This is a genomic window from Siphonobacter aquaeclarae (assembly GCF_900103285.1).
GTDB classification, from domain to species: domain Bacteria; phylum Bacteroidota; class Bacteroidia; order Cytophagales; family Spirosomataceae; genus Siphonobacter; species Siphonobacter aquaeclarae.
Genome location: NZ_FNGS01000005.1, coordinates 15592 through 36513, shown reverse-complemented (window position 1 = coordinate 36513; position 20922 = coordinate 15592). Strand labels below are relative to the sequence as shown.

Genomic DNA, 20922 nt, shown 5'->3' with positions numbered 1-20922 from the left:
TTAGTAGAGTAAAAGAATTTCTATTATCCCCTGATTTTCAATTTATTAACAAATAAACTTTTTTTGTTGAAGAGATGAGGGGATGATCCTGATCAGGTGTCTTTCGCTCATGAGGCCGATCGCAGGGGTCTTTTCCGGGTATTCTCCGGTATTACCGCGAAGGGCTCCGGCCGCCTTTACATCTATAGCCTGTTGTTCACTATGTCGCTTTCTCCTTCGGTACCCCGCAGCTGGGACCGTCCCGGTAGTCTCAGCCTCGGGATTCCGCTGTATGTGTACGCCTGTGTGGCGTCTTCGCTTTGCATTGTCGTCGGGCTTTTGTGGGATATTTCCTGGCACATCACCATCGGTCGCGACGGACTTTTCTCCGCCCCGCACAACCTGATTTACGCCGGTGCGGCATTTGCCGGGCTTTTTGCCGGATACCGCTGCCTGATGGCCTCCTTCGGCCCACACAAGGCGGAGCGCCCGCACCTTGTTCATTTCTGGGGGATTTTCTACAGTTCGCTCGGCGGATTATTCTGCATCTGGGGGAGTATCGCCGCGCTGACTTCGGCGCCGTTTGACGACTGGTGGCACAGTACCTACGGCCTCGACGTGGAGATTTTCACGCCTCCGCATACTGTCCTGATCCTCGGACTCATGACTATTCAGCTCGGCGCCATGTTTCTCGTCATGGCCCTGCTCAACCGGGAGGATGACGCGGTATTTCCGGAGCGGACTGCCCGGCTCCGGCTACTATTTACGCTGACGGCCGGGTTCCTGCTGGCGATGCTCTACCTGTTTGTGTCGGAATTTGTGGACCGTGTCAATTCCCACAACGCCATTTATTACCAGGTTTCCGGATTGGTATTTCCGCTCTTCCTCTTCTCAACGGCGCGCGCGTCGGGACATCGCTGGGGCGCGACGCGCATCAGTCTGGTATACATGCTCGTGTTGCTGCTGACCAATTGGGTATTGCAGCAGTTTCCGGCTGAGCCGTTGCTTGGACCTATTCTCAATCCCGTCACGCACTTTCAGTTTTTCGGGTTTCCGGTACTGCTCATACTGCCCGCCGCTTGTATCGACTGGCTGCAGCAGCGCGTTATTTTCCGGAACAACTGGACCCGGGCATTCGCTATGGCGCTGGTATTCGCGCTTGTCTATGGATTGATACAATGGTTTTTCGGGGAATTTCTGGTGTCCTCTCCCCTCGCCCGTAACAAGTTCTTCGGAAGTTATACCTGGTACTTCGGCAACGATCCCAATTGGGAATATCGCTACCAGTATTATCCCTGGGCACGGGAAGCTGCCGGAGACCTGGCCACCGGCCTGGGCATCGCGTTCCTGATTACGCTTCTGTCGACCCGCGTCGGTCTCGCCTGGGGCAACTGGATGAAAAAAGTAGTTCGGTAACCTTCTCCTTTCCCATGAAATACCTTGTTTTTCTTCTCCTGTTTTTTCCCGGGATTGTTTCCGGGCATGTCGGCAGTCCGGGTGTTGTGTTTGAAGGCAACGCCGGCCCCTATGCCGTCCAGGTTTTTGTCCAGCCTCCGGACGTGATTCCGGGTACCGCGAAAGTGACGGTTCTCGTTGGCGCGCCCGGCGTTCATACCCTATCCCTGAAACCTGTCTATTTTTTTGCCGGGGATGAAGGATCTCCCAAAGCCGATCCGGCCCCGCCCGTACCCGGAGAAGCCGGCCGGTATGAAGGCACGATCTGGTTCATGGAAGATGGTTCGGCAAGTGTCAGCGTCAGCATCGACGGCCCGCAGGGCAAGGGCTCGGTAATAGTACCGGTTGCCGCCATATCCACTGCGACGCGGACGATGCCCTACGTGACGGGATGGGTACTGGCCGGCCTCGGCGTACTGCTGATCGGTCTGATGACAACACTCTTTGGCGCCAGTATCTCTGACAGCCTCCTGAAACCCGGTGAACGCGATACGCCGGGTACCCGCCGGAAACGGATAGCCGGGTCGGCTGTCGGCGCGACGCTGTGCATCGGCCTGGTCGCGATCGGTCACAACTGGTGGGGTTCCTGGGCCAATGAGTACCGTCGCCATCTCTACAAACCCTATCAGGCGACGACGCAGGCAGCAATCCGGGACAACGTTCCTTACCTGCAACTGACGATAGATTCTGCCTCTGCCAAAGGACGTTCGCTCAGCTACCTCGTACCTGATCACGGCAAGCTGATGCACCTGTTTCTGCTCCGGCAGGGATCGATGGACGCATTCGCGCACCTGCACCCGACCCGCAGGGATTCCCTGCATTTTGAGGCGGCATTGCCGAAGCTTCCTCCGGGACGCTACCTGGTCTATGCAGATATGCTTCGTCTACAGGGACTTGCGTACACCGTCACGGATACGCTTGATATACCGCCGCTGCCGTCGGGAAATGCTTCGGCCGGAGACCCGGAAGATACCTATGCCGTCACATCTGCCATCAACCGCAACCAGACCCTGGTAAAGGATCAGGCGATTACCGTTTGTGGCAAACCGGGGGTAAAAATTGCATTGCAGGATGGCTCATCCATCGTTTGGGAAGCTACCGGTCCGTTGCAGGCCGGAAAGCCCTACTCCCTGAATTTTACGGTCACTGCGCCTGACGGGAAGCCCGCCGTTCTCCAGCCTTATCTCGGTATGACGGGCCATGCGGCGGTTTTCAAGGACGACGGGAGCGTTTACATCCACCTTCACCCGACCGGTACTTTCTCCGCCGCGTCGCAGCAGATCATGGAAAGCCGTATTGCCGAGAAATCGACTTTTCCGGCGAAGCTGCCGTCGCCGGACGTTTTTCGGGACAGCATAGACCGTGTCATGGCCAGGCTGCATACCCTTCCGGAAGCGCAGCGCGACAGTCTTCTGATGCCCGGAATGGCGCATTCCCACAAAAATCACCTCGCAATTCCCTATGCCTTCCCGACGCCGGGCAGCTACCGCCTCTGGCTTCAGGTGAAACGGAACGGTAAGGTGTTGACGGGGGTGTTTGATGCGAGGGTGTTGTAAAGCACGGGGCAGAGGGTATGGAGCATGGGGTGGACGGCTGGAGGGAACAGTTCCTGCGTGTCAACAATAAGTGCGTAGCGGATATTGCGCACGGCGGGTATTAGGTAATACGGCTGCGGCAGGCTGTGCCTACCGCAGCCGTATTATTCCTTCTCAGGCTTTTCTGCCCGCGCGGCCTACCCAGTAAAATGTCAGCACCACGATGGAAAGCTGGAGGGTATAGTCAAGCATACGAAGGCTTGAGGCAAAGATATCTCCCGGCGTGAGGTACTCCGGATTGCCCATGCGCCACCAGAAGGACGGGTGTACCACACAGAGAATATTGAACAGCAGAAAAAGAACGATATCCCGCGTACTGTCCCAATTGACAATGGCAAACAGCAGCGGCGGAAGAAAGAGAAACAGGTAATTGCTATAGGCACTTTGCTGTACCACCATCATCAGGCCATATACCCCTACCCACATCCGCGAAAAGGCCTGTTCAAACGGCAGGTCCCAGACACGCAACGCAATCCACGAACCCCCGCCCACCGTAGCCGCCAGCCCGATCCAGTTCCAGGTACCCGTTCCCCGGCCGATGCTGTTCATTACCCAGGGATTCACAACCGACAGCAGGTTCGGCGCTCTCAGCGTCTCGGCTTCCCGAATCGGCTGCATAAACTCCAGACCCACCAGGCCATACAATGTGCCGAGCAACACGACTCCGATCCCTGCCAGCCAGGCCGTCAGTTGAAACGGTTTCGGTACGAGGAAGAGGAACGGAAGGAGGTAAAGCACATCCACAGCCTTTGTTGCCAGCAACCCGAGCGCGATACCCAGCGCCAGCACAACGGTCTTCCCCGTCTGCCGGTACAGCAGGCATGCGCCGACGGCAAACAACCACAGCCAGATGTCTTCCTGACCTGCTATGACGGTGAAAATCAGCCCGGCGGGCGTCATCAGGTAAAGGACTGCCAGCAGGAGCCGCCGGCTATGCGGGATATTCCGGAAGAAGCGGAAAGTAAGTACCAGCGCCACCAGTTCCATCACCACCATCAGCAGCGCTATGGCCTTCATGTTATACCACATCCCGAGCGAAACGGCGATCAGGTACGGGTACAGCGGCGAATAGGTACATTCAAAGTCCCGGTAAATCAGCTTGCCTTCCAGCGCGCTGCTTCCCCACCGGATCAGGTATCCCTGGATATCCGAAACCGGCTGATACCCCAGAATCAGGTAAATACCAACAAAAGGAAGAAGGCGCAGCACAAACCAGGTAACGCCGATGACGGTCGCAGCCGGGCGCGTCTCCAGCCAGGCTTCGGCCTGACGCCGGCGGATCAGCACCAGGCCGATGAGGCCGCTGCAGCCGAGAGCCAGCAGGAGTTTTATCAGAATAACACTCATGTAATCGTCCCTGAATAAATTACCGGATCAGGCCGTATACCAGCTTCACCGGGGCAGGTACCTGCCAGTAATAAAATCCTTGAAATTTATACGTTGGAATGGCCACGCAGAGGAGCAGCGCCAGTACCAGCACCGCCCGTACCTGGGCCGTCGGCAGGTATTTTCCCATGAAATACAGTGCCGTCAGCACAACCGGGAAGGCATAGCAGCCGCTGCGGGTAAAATCCCAAACGCAACCCGAAACCACCCATACCGCCGCAAGCATACCCGCCGTCAGCAATACTTCCAGCCAGGCTTTCTGCTTCACGAAAAAGAAGAGCAGCCACAGGATAAGAAAGCTGATTCCCTCAAATACCAGAAACGTTGCCAGCGGAAGCGACGTAAAATTGGCCAGGAGCAGTTTCAGCCCGGCATCCGCACCGCTGCCGATGGGCACAAACAAACCGGCATATTTTTCCAGCGCAATCCGTATCCCGAGGTACGCAGCGGCCGAAAGTCCATACGGCACATACCATTTCCACTGCGCGAGCAGCGTCGGTATCGTAAAAGGGAACACCCGCGTATGGAGTTGAAAAAGCAGCACCAGCGGCGACGCGATAATCGCCCGCTCGTCGGTCCAGAAAGCCAGAAACAACGCCGCCACAAACCCGGCAGGCGTCCGCGCAGCCATCGCCAGCAACAGGAAAAAGTAGGCGTACCCGTCAAACAACCCGTACAGTTCGTAGAAAAAAGCCCGGGTCAGGTATATCAGGGAGAATGCCAGTGCGGTCAGAACGGCAGTGAGACGATCGCCCGTCAGCCGGTATACCAGCGAAATCAACACATACAAAAAGCCGACTCCGAGGAGATGCTGCACCAAAAACATCAGGTACAAACCACCCACGGGCGACAACCAGGCCACCAGCGCGCCCGTCAGCGGAGGTACCAGACGGAAGGCCGTTTTGGCTTCGTGGCTGATCGGGTCCAGGCCCGGCTGAAGCGTAAACGGATGTGCCGCCTGCCGAGACAAATGCAGCCAGAAATGCAGGTAGTCGTTCGTACTGTCGTTAAAAAAACGGTCGTAGCTGGGCAGGGCGAAGAAGAATATCACGCCAAGGCACAGAAGTACTGATTTAATTTTCCAGTTGCCGGGAGCCGTAAAGCGGGAAAGCGAATCCAGTAATCGGGTATAGAGTTGAAAAGGCTCCATGCAGTCGTGGCGTCTTCCAAAACGAGAGACAAGTTGAATAAACCGACCGGCAAGATAGCCACAAAAAGGCAAGATCGGCCCCGTTCACGAAATCCCTTGCGGAAAGATCAGCGTTCGCGACGCTGAAATTGCACTCAAAACGCTTCGTCTTAACTGCTGTTTTTCAAATCAATATCTGCCTGATACTCTATTCTTACTTCAGATTGTTGCAGAATATAACTTCTGCCCGGTATCCGCAAGCCGGCGGTCGATGGCCATGCAGACATTGCGGACAAAGGGACGGCCCCGGTCCGTCACCCGGACGGTGCGATCGTCACAGACTACCAGCCCGTCCTCTTCCAGCGGGCGCAACTTCGCCAGGGATTCTTCGTCCTCCAGCTCCGTCCCGAACCGGCACATCAGGTCCAGTATGCGGCGGCGGAAACGAAGGTCTTCGTCCGACAAAAAATGCCCTTTCAGTACCGGTAACTCTCCCTGTCCGACGGCGGCGAGGTATGCCTCTACTTCTTTTTCGTTCTGGGAATAGGCCGTCCAGCTATCCGAAATAGCCGACGCGCCCAGCCCGATCAGCGTCGGAGACGGCGCCGTCGTATACCCCATGAAATTCCGGTGGAGCGTCCCCTCTTCCATCGCCCGGAACAGCGGATCGCCGGGAAGGGCGAAGTGATCCATACCTACTTCCCGATATCCGGCTGCTTCGAGCAATTCCCGGCCGGCTTCATACAGCTCCCGTTTCGCCTCTCCGGTCGGAATGTCTTCGTCCCGGAAGCCGCGCTGGCCGTTTCCTTTGATCCAGGGTACGTGGGCATACGAATAAAAGGCGATGCGGTCGGGGCGCAGGCTGATCGTCTTCCGCATGGTATCGAGTACCCCGCCGCGCTGCTGAAATGGCAACCCGAAGACGAGGTCATGGCTGACGGAGGTATACCCTGCCGCCCGGGCTGCTTCCGTCACCGCGCGGACCTGCTCAAAGGGCTGGATGCGGTGAATGGCCTTCTGCACGCGCTCGTCATAGTCCTGCACGCCGAAACTCACCCTTCGGAAGCCATGGTCATACAAGGTATGGAGGTGCTCCGCCGTCGTATTTCCCGGGTGGCCTTCGAAACTGAATTCCGAACCGGGTGACCGGGAAGTATGCCGAAGCAATCCTTCCATTAATCTGTTCAGGTTTTCGGGAGAAAAAAAGCTGGGCGTTCCACCTCCGAGGTGCAGATCGGACAGTGCCGGGGCGTCCGGGAGCAGGCTGCGGTACATCGTCCATTCGTTTAAAAGGGCATCGATATACGGCGTTTCCACCTGGTGATTCCGCGTGATGCGCTTGTGGCAGCCGCAAAAGGTACAGAGGCTTTCGCAGTACGGCAGATGCAGGTAGAGGCTGACGGGGCCGTGGCATTGCGTCACGGCTAGTCGCCACTTTTCCGGGGAATACGTGGCCGGTTCCCACGCCGGAACCGTCGGATAGCTGGTGTACCGGGGACCGGCAACGTTGTATTTTCGGATGAGATCGATGTCCATGGCTGTCTGGATTTCACCGGCAAAATTCCGCCCGGACGTCAGTCCCGGCAATGACTTTTCTCACCTGCCGGGCAGGCATATCTTCGGTTTGGCCGTATTTTTGGCAAAAGAAACGAGCTATGCCTTTTCCGTACGAGTACCTCAAATCGCTGCACATCATCTTCGTGGTAAGCTGGTTTGCCGGTTTGTTTTACCTGCCCCGCCTGTTCATCTATCATACCGAAGCCAACGACAAACCCGAGCCCGCGCGGGAAATTCTGCTGGCAGAATACCGCCGGAATGAAAAGCTGCTGTTCAATGCCATCATGATTCCGGCGATGTGGCTGACGCTGCTGTCTGCCACCTGGATGCTGTACCTGTTTCCCTATTGGCTTCAGCAGTCGTGGATGCACCTGAAGCTGTTGTTTGTAGCCGGGGTAATCGGTTACCATTTTTACTGCCGGAAATTGCTTCTGGAATTGCGTGAAAACCGTTTCCGGCATAGCTCTCCGCAGTTGCGGCTCTGGAACGAAGTCGCGACGATTCTCCTCTTCGCGATTGTTTTTCTGGTAGTACTCAAGAATGCGCTCGACTGGATCTACGGCGTCGCGGGTATCATCGCCTTTGCGGTGCTGCTGATGACTGCGGTGCGGATGGTGAAGCGCCTTCGCGAACGAAAAAAGGAAAACGGGCGCTGACGCTTGGCATTTCCGGTTTGCAGCCCTACTTTTGCCCTATTCCGTTTCACAAACGTTTTCTTAGCATGTCATCTCCGAGCAATTCTACCATTTCCTCTAAGGCTCCGCAGTTGGGCGGCTTTCTGTTGCTGGCCCTGATTCTCTGGATTTTCGGAGACCTGCTCACTTCGATCGTCGGTACCCTGCTGATCGGAGCGGCTTTTGCAGCCTACAACTCGCCGCGTCACTACTGAGATTAACCGCATAAAAAGCGCCGGAACGGGTCCTGAGGCCTGTTTCGGCGCTTTTTTCGTTTCCGGATAGAAAAATTTTTTTACCCGGAATCATGCCGTGTTACTCATGGTTTTGCCAAATAGAATTTGGTTGTACCCGCCATTCTCCTACTCTCCCACTCCCAAAGGCCCGGATCGCGGTATTTTCACATGAAATAGTACAATTCCTTCAGGAAAAATTTTTAACATTTTTTCAAAACGGGATACCTGCGTTTTTGAAACCTGTTTTTCAGCAAAAACCACAAAATATTATTAGCTGACTAAAAATTGAAACCTCCTTTTCCGGGAAGCGCCATTTTTCGTTGTGCTTTTCCCTTGAAATTGCACTTGCACACCTTCAGCTGGCCAATGCTAACTGTTTGATAATCTGAGAGATTAGATAGAATTTTGACCCATCAAATCACGCGGACAACGCTCCGTGTTCTCTATCGATCTCTGAGTCATGCTGATACAGTCCATTCTTTCCATGTCATTACCCCGGACGGCCGATGTCATCCAGCCGGGTTCTGAATTCATGTTTCCCTTTGTCGGAATCGCGCTGGCGTGCCTCGCCATTGGTTTTTACTATTCGAATCGCCGTACGCAGTGGCTGCAACATTCGGCTGTTGCCGACGGCGTTGTAGTAGACGTTTTCAAGAAGTACAACCGGGATGATAAGATGGGTAACTATCCCCTTCACTTTCCCCGCGTACAGTTCAGCGTAGGCAACCACCATTTCGAAGCGCAGGGAGAAGCGGCCGTGGACGCTCCGGTGCAAATCGGTGAGCACATGAAAGTGCGCTATAACGTCGAAAACCCGGAAGAAGCGACGCTCGGCGTTAATAAAATCCCCGGCACCAATCCGAAGGTATTTTTCATCCTGGGAGCGGTGTTTACGGTAGTAGGCGTGCTCTTCGCCCTGTAGTAGCCATTCTGTTTCTGAATAAAAACCCCCGGTGCCTGGCGCCGGGGGTTTTTGTTTTCCCGAAATACGCGTTGAAGAGCGTTTTATTCCCCAAAAAAGGTCATTTTGTATCTAACCATGTATTATTTTAAATTTTTCAAGACTTTCCAAATTATATTAAGATTTGAGTAAGAATTGCCGCATTTTTTTTGGCGAGTTTGCATCTTTGTAGCTGGCTATTTTTGTCAGAAAAAGAGTAGCCGCTGGCATGCTTCCTTCGGTGGCGTTCTTTTCAGGGAGCAGACATGCGTCAGGCGCCCGCCTGATTTTTCCTCTGAATCGCTCCGCAGCAGCGGATACCTGAAGTCCCTGCGAGCGGGCAATAAGGGTACCGAGGTGAAGATGCCGACTTTTCAATGATTACCTATTTAACCTTTTTGCTGCATGACTCCTGAATACGTCCGCAAAATCAAGCGATTGTTGGTTGCCAACCGGGGCGAAATTGCCATCCGCATCATGCGGGCGGCGACCGAACTGGGTGTCCAGACCATTGCCGTCTACACGTACGAAGACCGCTACTCCCTTCACCGGTACAAGGCTGACGAGGCCTACCAGATCGGACGTGACGACGACCCGCTGAAACCTTACCTGGACGTAGAAGGCCTCATCGCCCTGGCGAAGAGCCGTCAGATCGATGCGATCCACCCCGGCTATGGTTTCCTGAGTGAAAATACCACCCTCGCCCGCCGTTGCCGGGAAGAAGGCATCATCTTCGTGGGTCCTTCGCCGGAAGCCATGGAAGCGCTGGGCGACAAGGTAATTGCCAAGGATACTGCCATCAAGGCCGGGCTGCCCGTTATTCAGGACGCCAAAATCAAAGGCGAACCCATCGAAGCGGTCATCGCAGCTGCGGAGCGCATCGGTTTCCCGGTGATGCTCAAGGCGGCGGCAGGCGGCGGCGGACGCGGTATGCGGGTGGTCCGCGATACCGAATCCCTCGAGCGCTCCTACAACGAAGCCCGTAACGAAGCGCGCAATGCCTTCGGCGACGATACGGTTTTCATTGAGAAATTCATCGAAAACCCGAAACACATTGAAGTACAGCTTCTTGGCGACCAGCACGGGAATCTGGTACACCTGTTCGAGCGGGACTGCTCGGTACAACGACGCTTCCAGAAGGTAGTCGAAATCGCGCCGTCGGTTAACCTCAAACAGGAAACCCGCGAAAAGCTCTACGCCTATGCCGTAGCCATCGGAAAGGCCGTGGATTACTCCTGCGCCGGTACGGTGGAGTTTCTGGTCGACAAAGACGAAAATATCTTTTTCATCGAAGTCAACCCGCGTATCCAGGTTGAGCATACGATTACCGAGGAAATCACGGGTATCGACCTCGTGCGCAGCCAGCTCCTCGTCGCGATGAACTACAAGCTGTCCGACAACGGCATCTACCTCCACGGACAGGAAGACATCGAAATGAGCGGCTACGCCATTCAGTGCCGGATTACGACGGAAGACCCTGCCAACGGCTTCAAACCCGATTTCGGTACGATCATTGCCTACCGCAACGCGGCCGGTTTCGGAATCCGCCTCGACGAAGGATCGAGCTACCCGGGGATGAAAATCTCCCCCTACTTCGATTCCATGCTGGTGAAGGTATCTTCTTCCGGACGGACGTTTAAGGGCGCGATCCAGCGTTTGCAACGCGCGCTGGTAGAATTCCGGATCCGCGGGGTGAAGACGAATATTCCGTTCCTCCAGAACGTTCTGGCCCACCCTGCCTTCCAGTCAGGCGCCTGCACGGTTCAGTTTATCGACAATTCTCCGGAGCTGTTCAACTTCCGGAAGCCGCAGGACCGGTCGACCAAACTGCTCCGCTACCTCGGCGAAGTGATCGTCAACGGCAACCCGGACGTGAAAGTGAAGAACGAAAAGTCCTTCCGCACGCCGATCGTTCCGAATACCGATCCCTTCAGCTCGTTCCCGCTCGGCAACAAGGACCGCCTGACGCGCCTCGGCCCCGAGAAGTTTGCCCAATGGGTTCGGGAGCACAATACGATTCTGTATACCGACACGACGTTCCGGGACGGGCACCAGTCCCTCCTCGCGACGCGCGTCCGGACCGATGATATGCTGGAAGTAGCTTCCGGCTTTGCCAAGGCGTTTCCGCAGTTGTTTTCGATGGAAGTATGGGGCGGCGCGACGTTCGACGTAGCCATGCGCTTCCTCTACGAAAACCCCTGGACGCGCCTCAAGCAGTTCCGCGAGGCCATGCCCAACATGCTGCTGCAGATGCTCTTCCGCGGCAGCAACGCCGTCGGCTATTCGGCTTATCCGGATAACCTGATTGAGACGTTCGTTGAAAAGTCCTGGGAATCAGGCGTAGACGTCTTCCGGATCTTCGATTCACTCAACTGGATCGAATCCATGAAGGTATCCATCAAGGCCGTCCGCGAGCGTACCGGCGGTATCGCCGAAGCAGCGATCTGCTACACCGGCGATTTCCTCCAGCACAAAAACAATCCGGATTACAAGTATTCCCTGCAGTACTACCTCGACATGGCGCGCCAGCTCGAAGACCTCGGCTCGCACATGCTGTGTATCAAGGATATGGCTGGTTTGCTGAAGCCCCAGCAGGCAGCGATACTCGTCAGCGAGCTGAAAAAAGCGGTGAGTATTCCGGTGCACCTGCATACGCATGATACGGCGTCCATTCAGCCCGCTACGTACCTGAAGGCCATTGAAGCCGGGGTAGATATCGTTGACTGCTCAATTGCTGCTATGTCAGGCCTGACGGCCCAGCCGAACTTCAACTCAGTCGTCGCGATGATGCAGGGGCACGAGCGCGAGCATCCGATTGATCTTCAGCTGCTGAACAAGTACTCGACCTACTGGGAAGACGTCCGCGAATACTACTATCCGTTTGAAAGCGGAATGAAGTCCGGATCAGCCGAGGTGTATGACAACGAAGTACCGGGAGGTCAGTTCTCCAACCTGCGCCAGCAGGCGATTGCCCTCGGCGTAGGCGATCAGTTCGAAACGCTGAAGAAAAACTACATCGCGGCCAACCAGTTGTTCGGGGATATTGTGAAGGTAACGCCTTCGTCGAAAGTAGTAGGCGACATGGCGATCTTCATGACGGCCAATAGCCTGTCGACCGACGAAATATTCCTCCGCGGCGATGCCATTTCGTTTCCGGAATCGGTGAAAGGCTTCTTCAAGGGAGAGCTGGGTCAGCCCGTCGGCGGTTTCCCCGAAAAGCTTCAGAAACTGGTCTTGAAAGACGATCAGCCGATCAGCGGTCGCCCGAACGATAACCTGGCTCCGCTCGACGTCGAACAGGATTTCGCTGCCTTCAAGCAGAAATTCCCGAACGCCGAATTCTACCTTGGTAATGACGGCGCCTTCCTCGATTACCTCAGCTACAAGATGTATCCGAAGGTATACGAAGAGTTTTATGTGGCGTCGGATCGCTACGGAGACGTATCGAAGCTGCCGACGCCGGCATTCTTCTACGGACTGAAGCAGGACGAAGAAGTTCTCGTCACTATCGAAGAAGGCAAGACGATCATGATACGCCTGCAGTATGTGTCGGAACCGGATGAAACCGGCCACCGTACCGTGACGTTCGACCTCAATGGTCAGGCCCGCCGGATTACGGTAAAAGATACCGGATTCCAGGCCACCAAGCCGATGAACGAGAAGGTATCGAAAGCCGGACAAATCGGTGCGCCGCTGCAGGGCCGTCTGGTAAAAATCATCGTCAAGGAAGGCGAGGAGGTGAAGAAAAACCAGCCGCTGTTTGTCATCGAAGCGATGAAAATGGAAAGTATCGTCGCCGCTCCGGCAGCCGGAAAAGTAACGGCGGTAGCGTTGAAGGAAGGTACGGTAGTCGAACAGGATGACTGGATCGTTTCCGTTGAATAGAAAAAGCGGAGGCTGTCCCGGTGGGACAGCCTCTTTTTGTATTTGCCTTTTCTGTGAAGTCTGTGTTGTCTGTGAGAAATTAAACTCAGCTCACAGACAACACAGACTTCACAGACATTTTCAGACGTCGGAGCGGAGGCGGTAGAGGTAGGGTGCTTTGTGTGCGCCGCCCGTCCATTTTTTGTCGATGCGTTCGAGGATATCCATCGACAGTATCTTTCGCTGGAAGTTTGTCCGGAGCAGTTTCCGGTTCTGAATGGTTTCGTACAGGGTCTGCAGTTCCGACATGGTAAAGGTTTCGGGAAGCAGGGTAAACGCCGACAGCGAGTAATCCAGGCGGAGACGCAGGGTCTTCAGTGCTTTCTGCACAATTTCGGCGTGGTCCATGATCAGCGGAGGAAGGTCCGAAATCTCGAACCACTGGCACCATTCCGACAGGGAGTCGACCCGGAGGGTCACTTTCGAAAAATCGACCAGGGCATAGTACCCGATGGAGATAAACCGCTGGAGGAGCCAGTGGTTGTCGTCTGCTTCTATACCATTTTCTTCCAAAAACCGGCGGTGGGAATCCGTATTCTTCCGGTCTGCCTGTCCGAAAACATAAAACTGCTCGAGGTAGATTTCCTTCAGGCCGGTACGTTCTTCCAGAATCCGGCGGGCTGCCTGCTCCACTCCTTCTTCCAGGTAAACAAATCCGCCCGGAAGGGCATTGAATTCTGTTTTCTTGAAGCGGACGGACAATACCTTCAACTGGTGGTCGTGAAAACCGAAGATGACGCAGTCGATGGAAATATTCGGCAGGAGCAAATGCCCCGAATTCATGAACTGTTTAATTTCCTCGTTATTCTCCATGCAGAATCGATTCGAGCATCGAATATGGGACATCCCGGGCGGAAAGCCGAGCGTCTTTCGAACTTTTCCGGTTCGCCCCAGCTTGACTCCCGGCTGCCGGCGCTTTACTTTGCCGGTCTAAACCATGCACACATGAAACAACTGACACGAATCCTCTTCGTATTGCTCGTCGCCCTTCAGCCTGTACTTGCCGGTCCTCCGTCCAAATGGAAATCCATCTTCAACGGAAAAGACCTTTCGGGCTGGAAAGTTTACGGTACGGAAAAATGGTATGTCGAAAAGGGGGAACTGATCTGCGAAAGCGGTCCGGACAAGGAGTACGGCTACCTGGGTACCGACGAGCAGTACAAGGATTTTGAAGTAGAAGTATCCTTCAAACAGGAAGCAGATGGCAATAGTGGCGTCTTTTTCCACTCCTCCATCGAAGGCACGAAGGTATCCGGCTGGCAGGTGGAAGTCGCACCTCCCGGCAAATCCACCGGCGGAATCTATGAATCCTACGGCCGCGGGTGGCTGATCAAGCCCGAGGCAGAGAAAGACAAGGCGCTCAAAATGGGCGAATGGAATACCATGAAAATCCGTGTACAGGGAAACACCGTTACTTCCTGGCTCAACGGGCAGGAAATGGTCACGATGACGGACGACGCCTTCGGCTCCCGCGCGGGCAGTATCGCCCTGCAAATCCACAGTGGCGGTGGCATCAAGGTTCGCTGGAAGAATCTGAAGGTACGGACATTGTAAGAATCTTTCACCGGCTGGTGACGAAAAGGCTGCTCCGGCAGCCTTTTTTGTTGGCCCCCTTCCTAAAAATGCTACTCAGCCGTTACCCCAGATAAGCGGTTTCATCCGTCATCGATACTAACCCAATCCGGGTGGTTTATCCCGGATACGCGCCGCTTTGCCCTTTTTCAGCTTGTCTCAGCGGCGGTCTTTAGTATCTTGTGACAAAACACTTCATTTTTCCCCCTGCTATGCGCCCATTTCTCCTTTTGGCCTTTCTGGCGACTGCCGGTCAGGCTTCTGCGCAGGAGGCGTACTTTGCCTCTTTTCCAACCATCAGTCCCGACGCCAAAACAGTCGTCTTTACCTATGAGAATGATCTCTGGAAGACCGACCTGGCCAGCGGGCAGAGCTCGCGGATTACCGCCATGCAAGGCACCGAAAGCCGGGCCCGCTTTTCACCCGACGGCAAATGGATCGCGTTCTCCGGTTCGCAGTACGGCAACTCCGACGTGTATGTCATGCCGGCCGAAGGCGGTGAAATCCGCCAGCTGACCTTCCACGACAGCTATGACCTCGTCGAAGGCTGGAGCTGGGACTCTAAAACGCTGTACATCGAATCCGGCGCCCAGAACCACGGAACGGTCTATACCCTGCCCGTTACCGGCGGGACGCCGAAGCGGGTATTCGGGCATTTCTTCAACCGGGTTCACAATACGGCTGAGCACCCGACTACCGGCGAGCTTTTCTTCAACGATACCTGGGAAAGCGACAATCAGGCGCAACGGAAGGGGTACAAGGGTGAATTCAACCCGGATATCCAATCCTATAACCTGAAAACGAAGGCGTACAAAAAGTACACCGACTACAACGGCAAGGATATGTGGGCGACGCTCGACAAGTCCGGTAACCTGTATTTTGTTTCAGACGAAGGCAACGGCGAATACAACCTCTATACCCTCGCCAACGGAAAGAAAACGGCCCTGACGCAGTTCAAGGAGTCGGTCAAACGCCCGCAGGTCAGCGCCAACGGCCAGAAGATCGTTTTCGAAAAAGACTATCAGCTCTGGACGTATGACGTTGCAACAAAAAAGTCGGAGAAAGTACCCGTCCTGATTTCCCGCAACTTTACACTCCCGAAAACCCAGGACTTCCTGGCGCAGGGAAATATCAATTTCTTTGACGTTTCTCCGGATTCCAAGAAGCTGGTTTTCTCCTCCCGCGGGAAGCTCTTTGTCTCAGATATCGAAGGAAAGTACGTCCGCCAGCTCACTACCAGTCCCGAAGGCCGGGTACTGGAAGTAAAATGGCTGCCTGACAACCGCACGATTGTCTTCCAGCAAACAGCGAAAGGCTATCAGAATTATTACAGCATTCCGGCAGACGGCTCGGGCAGCGAAAAAGCCCTGACTACCGACGCCCGCAGCAACCGGAACATCGCCTTCAACAAGTCCCGGACGAAGGCCGTCTACCTCAGCGGCCGGGACGAGGTACGCGTCATGGACCTGAAGACGTTTGTCTCCAAAACCCTGGTGAAGGAAGAAATCTGGGCGTTTCAGAACTCGGAGCCGAAGTTTTCACCGAACGACGAGTATGTGCTGTTTACGTCGCACCGGAATTTTGAGCAGGATATTTTCATCCACCACCTCGAATCCGGCAAGACGCACAACCTGACCAATACCGGGGTAACGGAAGATTCGCCGTACTGGTCGCCCGATGGCAAGTACATCTACTTCGCCAGCAACCGGATGAAGCCCTCCTACCCCTTCGGCTCGCAGGACGCGCGGATCTACCGCATGCCGCTGAGCAAGATCGAGCAGCCCTTCCGCTCCGACAAATTCGATGAGCTGTTCAAGAAGGAAGAGAAGAAGGAAACCAAGGCTGATTCGGCGAAGAAAGCAGATCCGAAAAAGGCTGACACCAAAAAAGCGGACGAGAAAAAGCCCGAAGAGAAGAAAGCCGACGATAAAAAGGAGGAAAAGAAAGAAGACAAGAAGCCTATTGTCATTGATTTCGACGGTTTGATGGACCGCCTGGAGCAAATCAGCCCGAACTTCGGTTCCGCGGGTGAGCCGATTGTCGTTCAGAAAGACCCCAAGACCTTCGTTCTTTTCCAGTCGAATCATGATCAGGGGAAGTACTCCTGGTGGAAGACGACGCTGGAACCGTTCGTTCCGTCCAAAACCGAGAAAATTGAGGGTTCTGAGTTTGCGTCTGATTTTGCGGAAGTCGACGGCAAGTACTATATGATCGTCGGCGGAAATATCCACAAGCTCAACCTCGACGCGAACAAGGTCGAGAAGATTGACCTGAAGCATACCTTCCGGAAGAGCTTCGAGGAAGAATTCCGCCAGATGTTTGACGAGACCTGGGCCAACGTCGAGGAAAACTTCTACAACGAAACCTTTCACGGAACCGACTGGAAAGCGGTACGTGCGAAGTACGAGCCGTTTGTCACCCGTGCCAACAACCGCAGCGACTTCCGGGTACTGCTCAACGACATGCTCGGCGAGCTCAATTCTTCCCACACCGGCTTCGGCACCTATGGTCCGGAAGAAAACGGCTTCTATAACACGCGCAGCCTGAACCCGGGTCTGCTGTTTGACGAGAATCAGCCGTATAAAGTACTGTCTGTCGTGAAAAACGGCCCGCTCGACAAAGACGGCAAGGACGTCAAAGCCGGCGATGTACTGGTTAAGGTAAACGGGCAGGCAGTAGATCCGAAAATCAACCGGGACTTCTACTTCCAGCAGCCGTCGCTCGACCAGGAAATGGAGCTGACCTTTGATCGTGCCGGAAAACAAACGACCGTCAAGCTGCACCCGCAGGCATCCTATATGCTCGTTGAACAACTGTATGATACCTGGATTGATCAGAATCAGCAGTATGTAGACACGAAGAGCAAGAACCGCATCGCGTACGTACACATGAAAAACATGGGCTTGTACGAATACAACAAGTTTGTGGTAGACATGACACGGGACTGGAATCAGAAAGACGCGCTTATTCTCGACCTGCGCTACAATACCGGCGGAAACGTCCATGACCTGGTACTGAACTTCCTCAGCCAGCGGCCGTACCTCCAGTGGAAGTACCGGGAAGGGAAGCTGTCGCCGCAGCCGAACTTCAGCCCTGCCGGAAAGCCCATCGTCCTGCTGATCAATGAACAATCGCTCAGCGACGCGGAAATGACCTCTGCCGGTTTCAAGGCGCTCAAACTCGGGCAGATCATCGGGACCGAAACCTACCGCTGGATCATCTTTACGTCCGGGAAAGGACTGGTGGACGGTTCGTTCTACCGCCTGCCTTCCTGGGGATGCTACACGCTGGACGGTAAAAACCTCGAACGCGAAGGGGTTCAGCCGGATATCACGGTGAAGCAGACCTTTACGGACCGTCTCGACGGCAAGGAGCCGCAGCTCGACAAAGCCATTGAGGAAATCCTCAAGCAGCTGAAATAATAAAACGGCCGCCCGGAAAATCGGGTGGCCGTTTTTGTTTCTCCTAAAAAACGTGGGTGAATATAGCCCTGTTCTCTCCTAAACAACCCGGAAGGCATTTCATGGCTCTCCTGGTACTGGCTGGACCCCGATGAAAAACAAAAGGTTGGAACGGGCTGAAAAAAAATTTCAGAACGGACAGTATCGCGACCGGTGCGTTATCCTAATTACTTTTGAAATCATACATAACTCTGAACCGAATGCGTCGCCCGCTTCTCCTGCTGTCGTGCCTGTTTCTGGCCGGCTCCACTTTCGCTCAAAAAGCGCCCAAAGGCTGGATCAACCTGTTTAACGGCAAAGACCTGAAGGACTGGTCCATCAAGATTACCAACCACCCGCTCCACGAAAACTACAACGAGACGTTTCGGGTGGAAGATGGGAAGATGATCGTTCGTTACGATAAGTATCAAAAGTTTGACGAGCAATACGGTCACATTTTTTACAACAAGAAATTTTCTGCTTACCTGCTCGTCGTAGAATACCGCTTTGTAGGCGATCAGGTAGCGGGCGGGCCGGGCTGGGCCATCCGCAACAGCGGCGCCATGCTGCATTCGCAGGACCCGACGACGATGGGCCTGAAACAGGACTTCCCGATTTCGCTGGAAATGCAGTTACTCGGTGGCGACGGCAAGCACGACCGTACCACGGCCAACCTGTGTACGCCCGGGACCAACGTCGTCATGAACGGCAAGCTCTTCACTCCGCACTGCATCGATTCCAAATCAAAAACCTACCACGGCGACCAGTGGGTACGGGCGGAAGCGCTGGTACTCGGCGATTCGATCGTCCACCATATTGTGGAGGGAGATACTGTCCTGACCTACGAAAAACCGCAGATCGGCGGAGGCAGCGTCAGCAATTACGACAAGGCTGTGAAAAAAGACGGGCAATTGTTGAAGGAAGGCTGGATTGCCCTGCAAAGCGAAAGTCACCCCGTCGAATTCCGGAAAGTTCAGTTGTTTGACCTCAGCAAATACGTCGGCAACCGCAAGAAGCTCGATAAAGTACTGAAAGAGCTGAGCCAGCGGAAACTCAACTAATATTTCCGTCTTAACTTTTCTACGTACCGATAGTCATATCGGTACGTTTTTTCGTATTAACTGGTCAGGTATTCTGTTTTTATGAAATTTCGCCTCCTTTCGCTCCTGCTGATCTTTTCGGGCCTGACGGCCTCTGCTCAAACGCTTACCTGGTGGAATCCCGCCAGAAGTCTCGTCAACGTTCTGGAAGGCAAAGGCTGGCCGGAAGAGGCTGCCTCATTATATGACCGTTTTCCGGCGCGGGCTGAAAAAGCGGTCCGCCCTCCGGTCTGGAACCTGTCTCGGAACTCAGCCGGGATGATGATCCGGTTTCGGTCCAACGCCGATCAGATCGTCGTCCGTTATGCAGTAGGCGGCGCGCATGCCATGCCGCACATGCCCGCTACGGGCGTTAGCGGAGTGGATCTCTATGCCGTCAACAGCGACGGCGGATTACTCTGGTGCTCGGGAAAGTATGCGTTTAAGGATACCGTTTCGTATACGTTTGCCGGGCTGATTCCCAGTGATCCCTATCACCCCAAAGGGCGCGAGTACCGGCTGTATCTGCCGCTTTATAATTCAGTCAAGTGGCTGGAAATAGGCGTTCCGGAAGGCGCGGTATTCTCGCCGCTGCCTGCCCGGCTGGAAAAACCCATTGTCGTTTACGGTACTTCCATCGCCCAGGGAGCCTGCGCTTCACGACCGGGTATGGCCTGGCCGGCGATTATCGGCCGGCAGCTCGACCGACCCGTTATCAACCTTGGCTTTTCCGGGAACGGGCGGATGGAAAAAGAAACCGTCGACCTGGTAGCCGAACTCGACGCGAAGGTATTCCTAATCGATTGCCTGCCGAATCTCATTGCTACTGTCAATATTCCGGAGGAAGAGATCCGCAAGCGGTACCTGGAGGGCGTACGGGCCCTGCGTGCAAAACATCCGACAACGCCGATTGTACTCGCCGAACACGCCGGATACACCGAAGCGGGAACCAATCTGACGCGGAAAAAATACTTCGAAGACGTAAACCGCTGGATTCGGGAAGTATTCGAACAACTGAAAAGCGAAGGAATTACCGGCCTGAGCCTGATTCCGCAGGCGCAGTTCGGGCAGGATGTGGAAACGATGGTCGACGGTACCCACCCCTCCGACCTGGGAATGATGCGCTATGCAGAAGGCTATATCAAAGCCCTGCGCGGGATTTTGAACGAGCCGGAAGGAACCATTGCGACCACCCGGCCGGTTACCCAGAACAGAGACGCCGCGATATACGACTGGCAACTGCGCCACCGCGAAGTACTAAGCCTGACAAAGACCCGGAAGCCGAAGCTGGTATTTATGGGCAATTCGATTACACATTACTGGAGCGGTGTTCCGCAGGCGCCGATCGAACGCGGGAAAGATGCCTGGATGAGCGTGCTGGAGCCGCGCGGAGCGATGAATTTCGGCTTTGGCTGGGACCGGATCGAAAACGTACTCTGGCGGGTTTATCACGATGAGCTGGACGGTTTCGACGCCAAACAGGTCGTCCTCCTTATCGGAACGAACAACCTCCAGTTCAATACCGACGCGGAGATTACCGACGGATTGAAATTCCTCATCGGGGCCATCCGGAAACGCCAGCCGGGCGCTTCGGTTCTGGTCCTGGGAATCCTCCCCCGACGCGGACAGGAAGTTCGCCTGAAAGGTTTGAACGAGCAATTGAAAATCATGACATCCGGAGCAGGAGCCGCATTTTCCGATCCCGGAAAGTCGTTATTGAAGAGCGATCAGACGATTGATGAGTCGCTGTTTACCGACGGGTTGCATCCCAACGGTAAAGGATACAGCCGGATTGCAAAAGAGCTGGATGCTGTTTTACTCCGGTAAGTTTTGTCAACCGGCTGAGTAGTTTAACCGGCGCTGTAAACGGATTTTATATCCGTACGTGAAAGGTATTGTCTGACGTATAGAAATAGTCGGTTATCGGCCGGATAATCCCGGGAAAAATAGCCGATT

The 20922-nt window shown here is 54.7% G+C and carries 14 protein-coding genes; 10 read left to right on the top strand and 4 right to left on the bottom strand.

The window, feature by feature from the left end; genetic code table 11:
• Positions 1 to 96 precede the first annotated feature (96 nt).
• Entirely contained in the window at positions 97 to 1395 is a 1299-nt protein-coding gene (locus BLR09_RS13460) for a hypothetical protein (RefSeq protein ID WP_245689928.1), read from the top strand.
• 14 nt (positions 1396 to 1409) lie between these two features.
• Positions 1410 to 2990 carry a hypothetical protein gene (locus BLR09_RS13455; RefSeq protein WP_093203018.1) on the top strand — a complete coding sequence of 527 codons (1581 nt, stop codon included), beginning with the start codon at positions 1410 to 1412 and terminating at the stop codon, positions 2988 to 2990.
• Between the two features lie 153 nt (positions 2991 to 3143).
• On the opposite strand, the gene BLR09_RS13450 is transcribed toward BLR09_RS13455, so the two are convergent.
• The 3 genes from BLR09_RS13450 to hemN all read right to left on the bottom strand — a co-directional run bounded on the left by BLR09_RS13450 (position 3144) and on the right by hemN (position 7080).
• On the bottom strand, positions 3144 to 4376 hold the full coding sequence (locus BLR09_RS13450; RefSeq protein WP_093203016.1) for a hypothetical protein: 1233 nt from the start codon (positions 4374 to 4376) through the stop codon (positions 3144 to 3146).
• Between the two features lie 19 nt (positions 4377 to 4395).
• A complete protein-coding gene (locus BLR09_RS13445; protein ID WP_093203013.1) occupies positions 4396 to 5565 on the bottom strand; it encodes a hypothetical protein in 1170 nt (389 codons plus the stop codon).
• A gap of 198 nt (positions 5566 to 5763) precedes the next feature.
• The gene (gene hemN, locus BLR09_RS13440; protein WP_093203011.1) at positions 5764 to 7080 is read right to left on the bottom strand and encodes an oxygen-independent coproporphyrinogen III oxidase; all 1317 of its coding nucleotides are present in this window, start codon (positions 7078 to 7080) and stop codon (positions 5764 to 5766) included.
• 119 nt (positions 7081 to 7199) lie between these two features.
• Between hemN and BLR09_RS13435 the strand changes: the two genes are divergently transcribed.
• From BLR09_RS13435 to BLR09_RS13425, 4 genes are all read left to right on the top strand, one after another.
• Positions 7200 to 7757 carry a CopD family protein gene (locus tag BLR09_RS13435; protein ID WP_093203008.1) on the top strand — a complete coding sequence of 186 codons (558 nt, stop codon included), beginning with the start codon at positions 7200 to 7202 and terminating at the stop codon, positions 7755 to 7757.
• A 65-nt stretch (positions 7758 to 7822) separates the two neighbouring features.
• Positions 7823 to 7990 (top strand): hypothetical protein, encoded by a 168-nt coding sequence (locus tag BLR09_RS25525; protein WP_176785542.1) that lies wholly within the window; start codon positions 7823 to 7825, stop codon positions 7988 to 7990.
• Between the two features lie 481 nt (positions 7991 to 8471).
• Positions 8472 to 8933, top strand: coding sequence for a DUF3592 domain-containing protein (locus BLR09_RS13430; RefSeq protein ID WP_143011086.1), 462 nt, complete (start codon positions 8472 to 8474; stop codon positions 8931 to 8933).
• A gap of 423 nt (positions 8934 to 9356) precedes the next feature.
• Positions 9357 to 12836: a pyruvate carboxylase gene (locus BLR09_RS13425; protein WP_093203003.1), complete on the top strand. Its 3480-nt coding sequence runs from the start codon at positions 9357 to 9359 to the stop codon at positions 12834 to 12836.
• A 120-nt stretch (positions 12837 to 12956) separates the two neighbouring features.
• Here BLR09_RS13425 and BLR09_RS13420 read toward each other — a convergent pair whose 3' ends face one another.
• Positions 12957 to 13688, bottom strand: a complete 732-nt coding sequence (locus tag BLR09_RS13420) for an NUDIX hydrolase (protein ID WP_093203001.1) — start codon at positions 13686 to 13688, stop codon at positions 12957 to 12959.
• Positions 13689 to 13820: 132 nt separating this feature from the next.
• Here BLR09_RS13420 and BLR09_RS13415 point away from each other — a divergent pair, with 132 nt between their 5' ends.
• The 4 genes from BLR09_RS13415 (at position 13821) to BLR09_RS13400 (ending at position 20793) form a co-directional block, all read left to right on the top strand.
• The gene (locus BLR09_RS13415) at positions 13821 to 14429 is read left to right on the top strand and encodes a 3-keto-disaccharide hydrolase (RefSeq protein WP_093204209.1); all 609 of its coding nucleotides are present in this window, start codon (positions 13821 to 13823) and stop codon (positions 14427 to 14429) included.
• A 230-nt stretch (positions 14430 to 14659) separates the two neighbouring features.
• Positions 14660 to 17869 carry a S41 family peptidase gene (locus BLR09_RS13410; protein ID WP_093202998.1) on the top strand — a complete coding sequence of 1070 codons (3210 nt, stop codon included), beginning with the start codon at positions 14660 to 14662 and terminating at the stop codon, positions 17867 to 17869.
• 239 nt (positions 17870 to 18108) lie between these two features.
• Positions 18109 to 18948: a 3-keto-disaccharide hydrolase gene (locus BLR09_RS13405; protein ID WP_093202996.1), complete on the top strand. Its 840-nt coding sequence runs from the start codon at positions 18109 to 18111 to the stop codon at positions 18946 to 18948.
• Positions 18949 to 19029: 81 nt separating this feature from the next.
• Positions 19030 to 20793, top strand: coding sequence for an SGNH/GDSL hydrolase family protein (locus tag BLR09_RS13400; RefSeq protein WP_093202993.1), 1764 nt, complete (start codon positions 19030 to 19032; stop codon positions 20791 to 20793).
• The last annotated feature ends 129 nt before the right edge of the window (positions 20794 to 20922 follow it).

What these genes read in the sequence shown, in the direction of transcription:
- BLR09_RS25525 (WP_176785542.1), top strand. Translation starts at nt 7,823, where the DNA reads ATGTCATCTCCGAGCAATTCTACCATTTCCTCTAAGGCTCCGCAGTTG.
- BLR09_RS13405 (WP_093202996.1), top strand. Translation starts at nt 18,109, where the DNA reads ATGCGTCGCCCGCTTCTCCTGCTGTCGTGCCTGTTTCTGGCCGGCTCC.
- BLR09_RS13420 (WP_093203001.1), bottom strand. Translation starts at nt 13,688, where the DNA reads ATGGAGAATAACGAGGAAATTAAACAGTTCATGAATTCGGGGCATTTG.
- BLR09_RS13430 (WP_143011086.1), top strand. Translation starts at nt 8,472, where the DNA reads ATGCTGATACAGTCCATTCTTTCCATGTCATTACCCCGGACGGCCGAT.
- BLR09_RS13410 (WP_093202998.1), top strand. Translation starts at nt 14,660, where the DNA reads ATGCGCCCATTTCTCCTTTTGGCCTTTCTGGCGACTGCCGGTCAGGCT.
- hemN (WP_093203011.1), bottom strand. Translation starts at nt 7,080, where the DNA reads ATGGACATCGATCTCATCCGAAAATACAACGTTGCCGGTCCCCGGTAC.
- BLR09_RS13425 (WP_093203003.1), top strand. Translation starts at nt 9,357, where the DNA reads ATGACTCCTGAATACGTCCGCAAAATCAAGCGATTGTTGGTTGCCAAC.
- BLR09_RS13455 (WP_093203018.1), top strand. Translation starts at nt 1,410, where the DNA reads ATGAAATACCTTGTTTTTCTTCTCCTGTTTTTTCCCGGGATTGTTTCC.
- BLR09_RS13400 (WP_093202993.1), top strand. Translation starts at nt 19,030, where the DNA reads ATGAAATTTCGCCTCCTTTCGCTCCTGCTGATCTTTTCGGGCCTGACG.
- BLR09_RS13445 (WP_093203013.1), bottom strand. Translation starts at nt 5,565, where the DNA reads ATGGAGCCTTTTCAACTCTATACCCGATTACTGGATTCGCTTTCCCGC.
- BLR09_RS13450 (WP_093203016.1), bottom strand. Translation starts at nt 4,376, where the DNA reads ATGAGTGTTATTCTGATAAAACTCCTGCTGGCTCTCGGCTGCAGCGGC.
- BLR09_RS13415 (WP_093204209.1), top strand. Translation starts at nt 13,821, where the DNA reads ATGAAACAACTGACACGAATCCTCTTCGTATTGCTCGTCGCCCTTCAG.
- BLR09_RS13435 (WP_093203008.1), top strand. Translation starts at nt 7,200, where the DNA reads ATGCCTTTTCCGTACGAGTACCTCAAATCGCTGCACATCATCTTCGTG.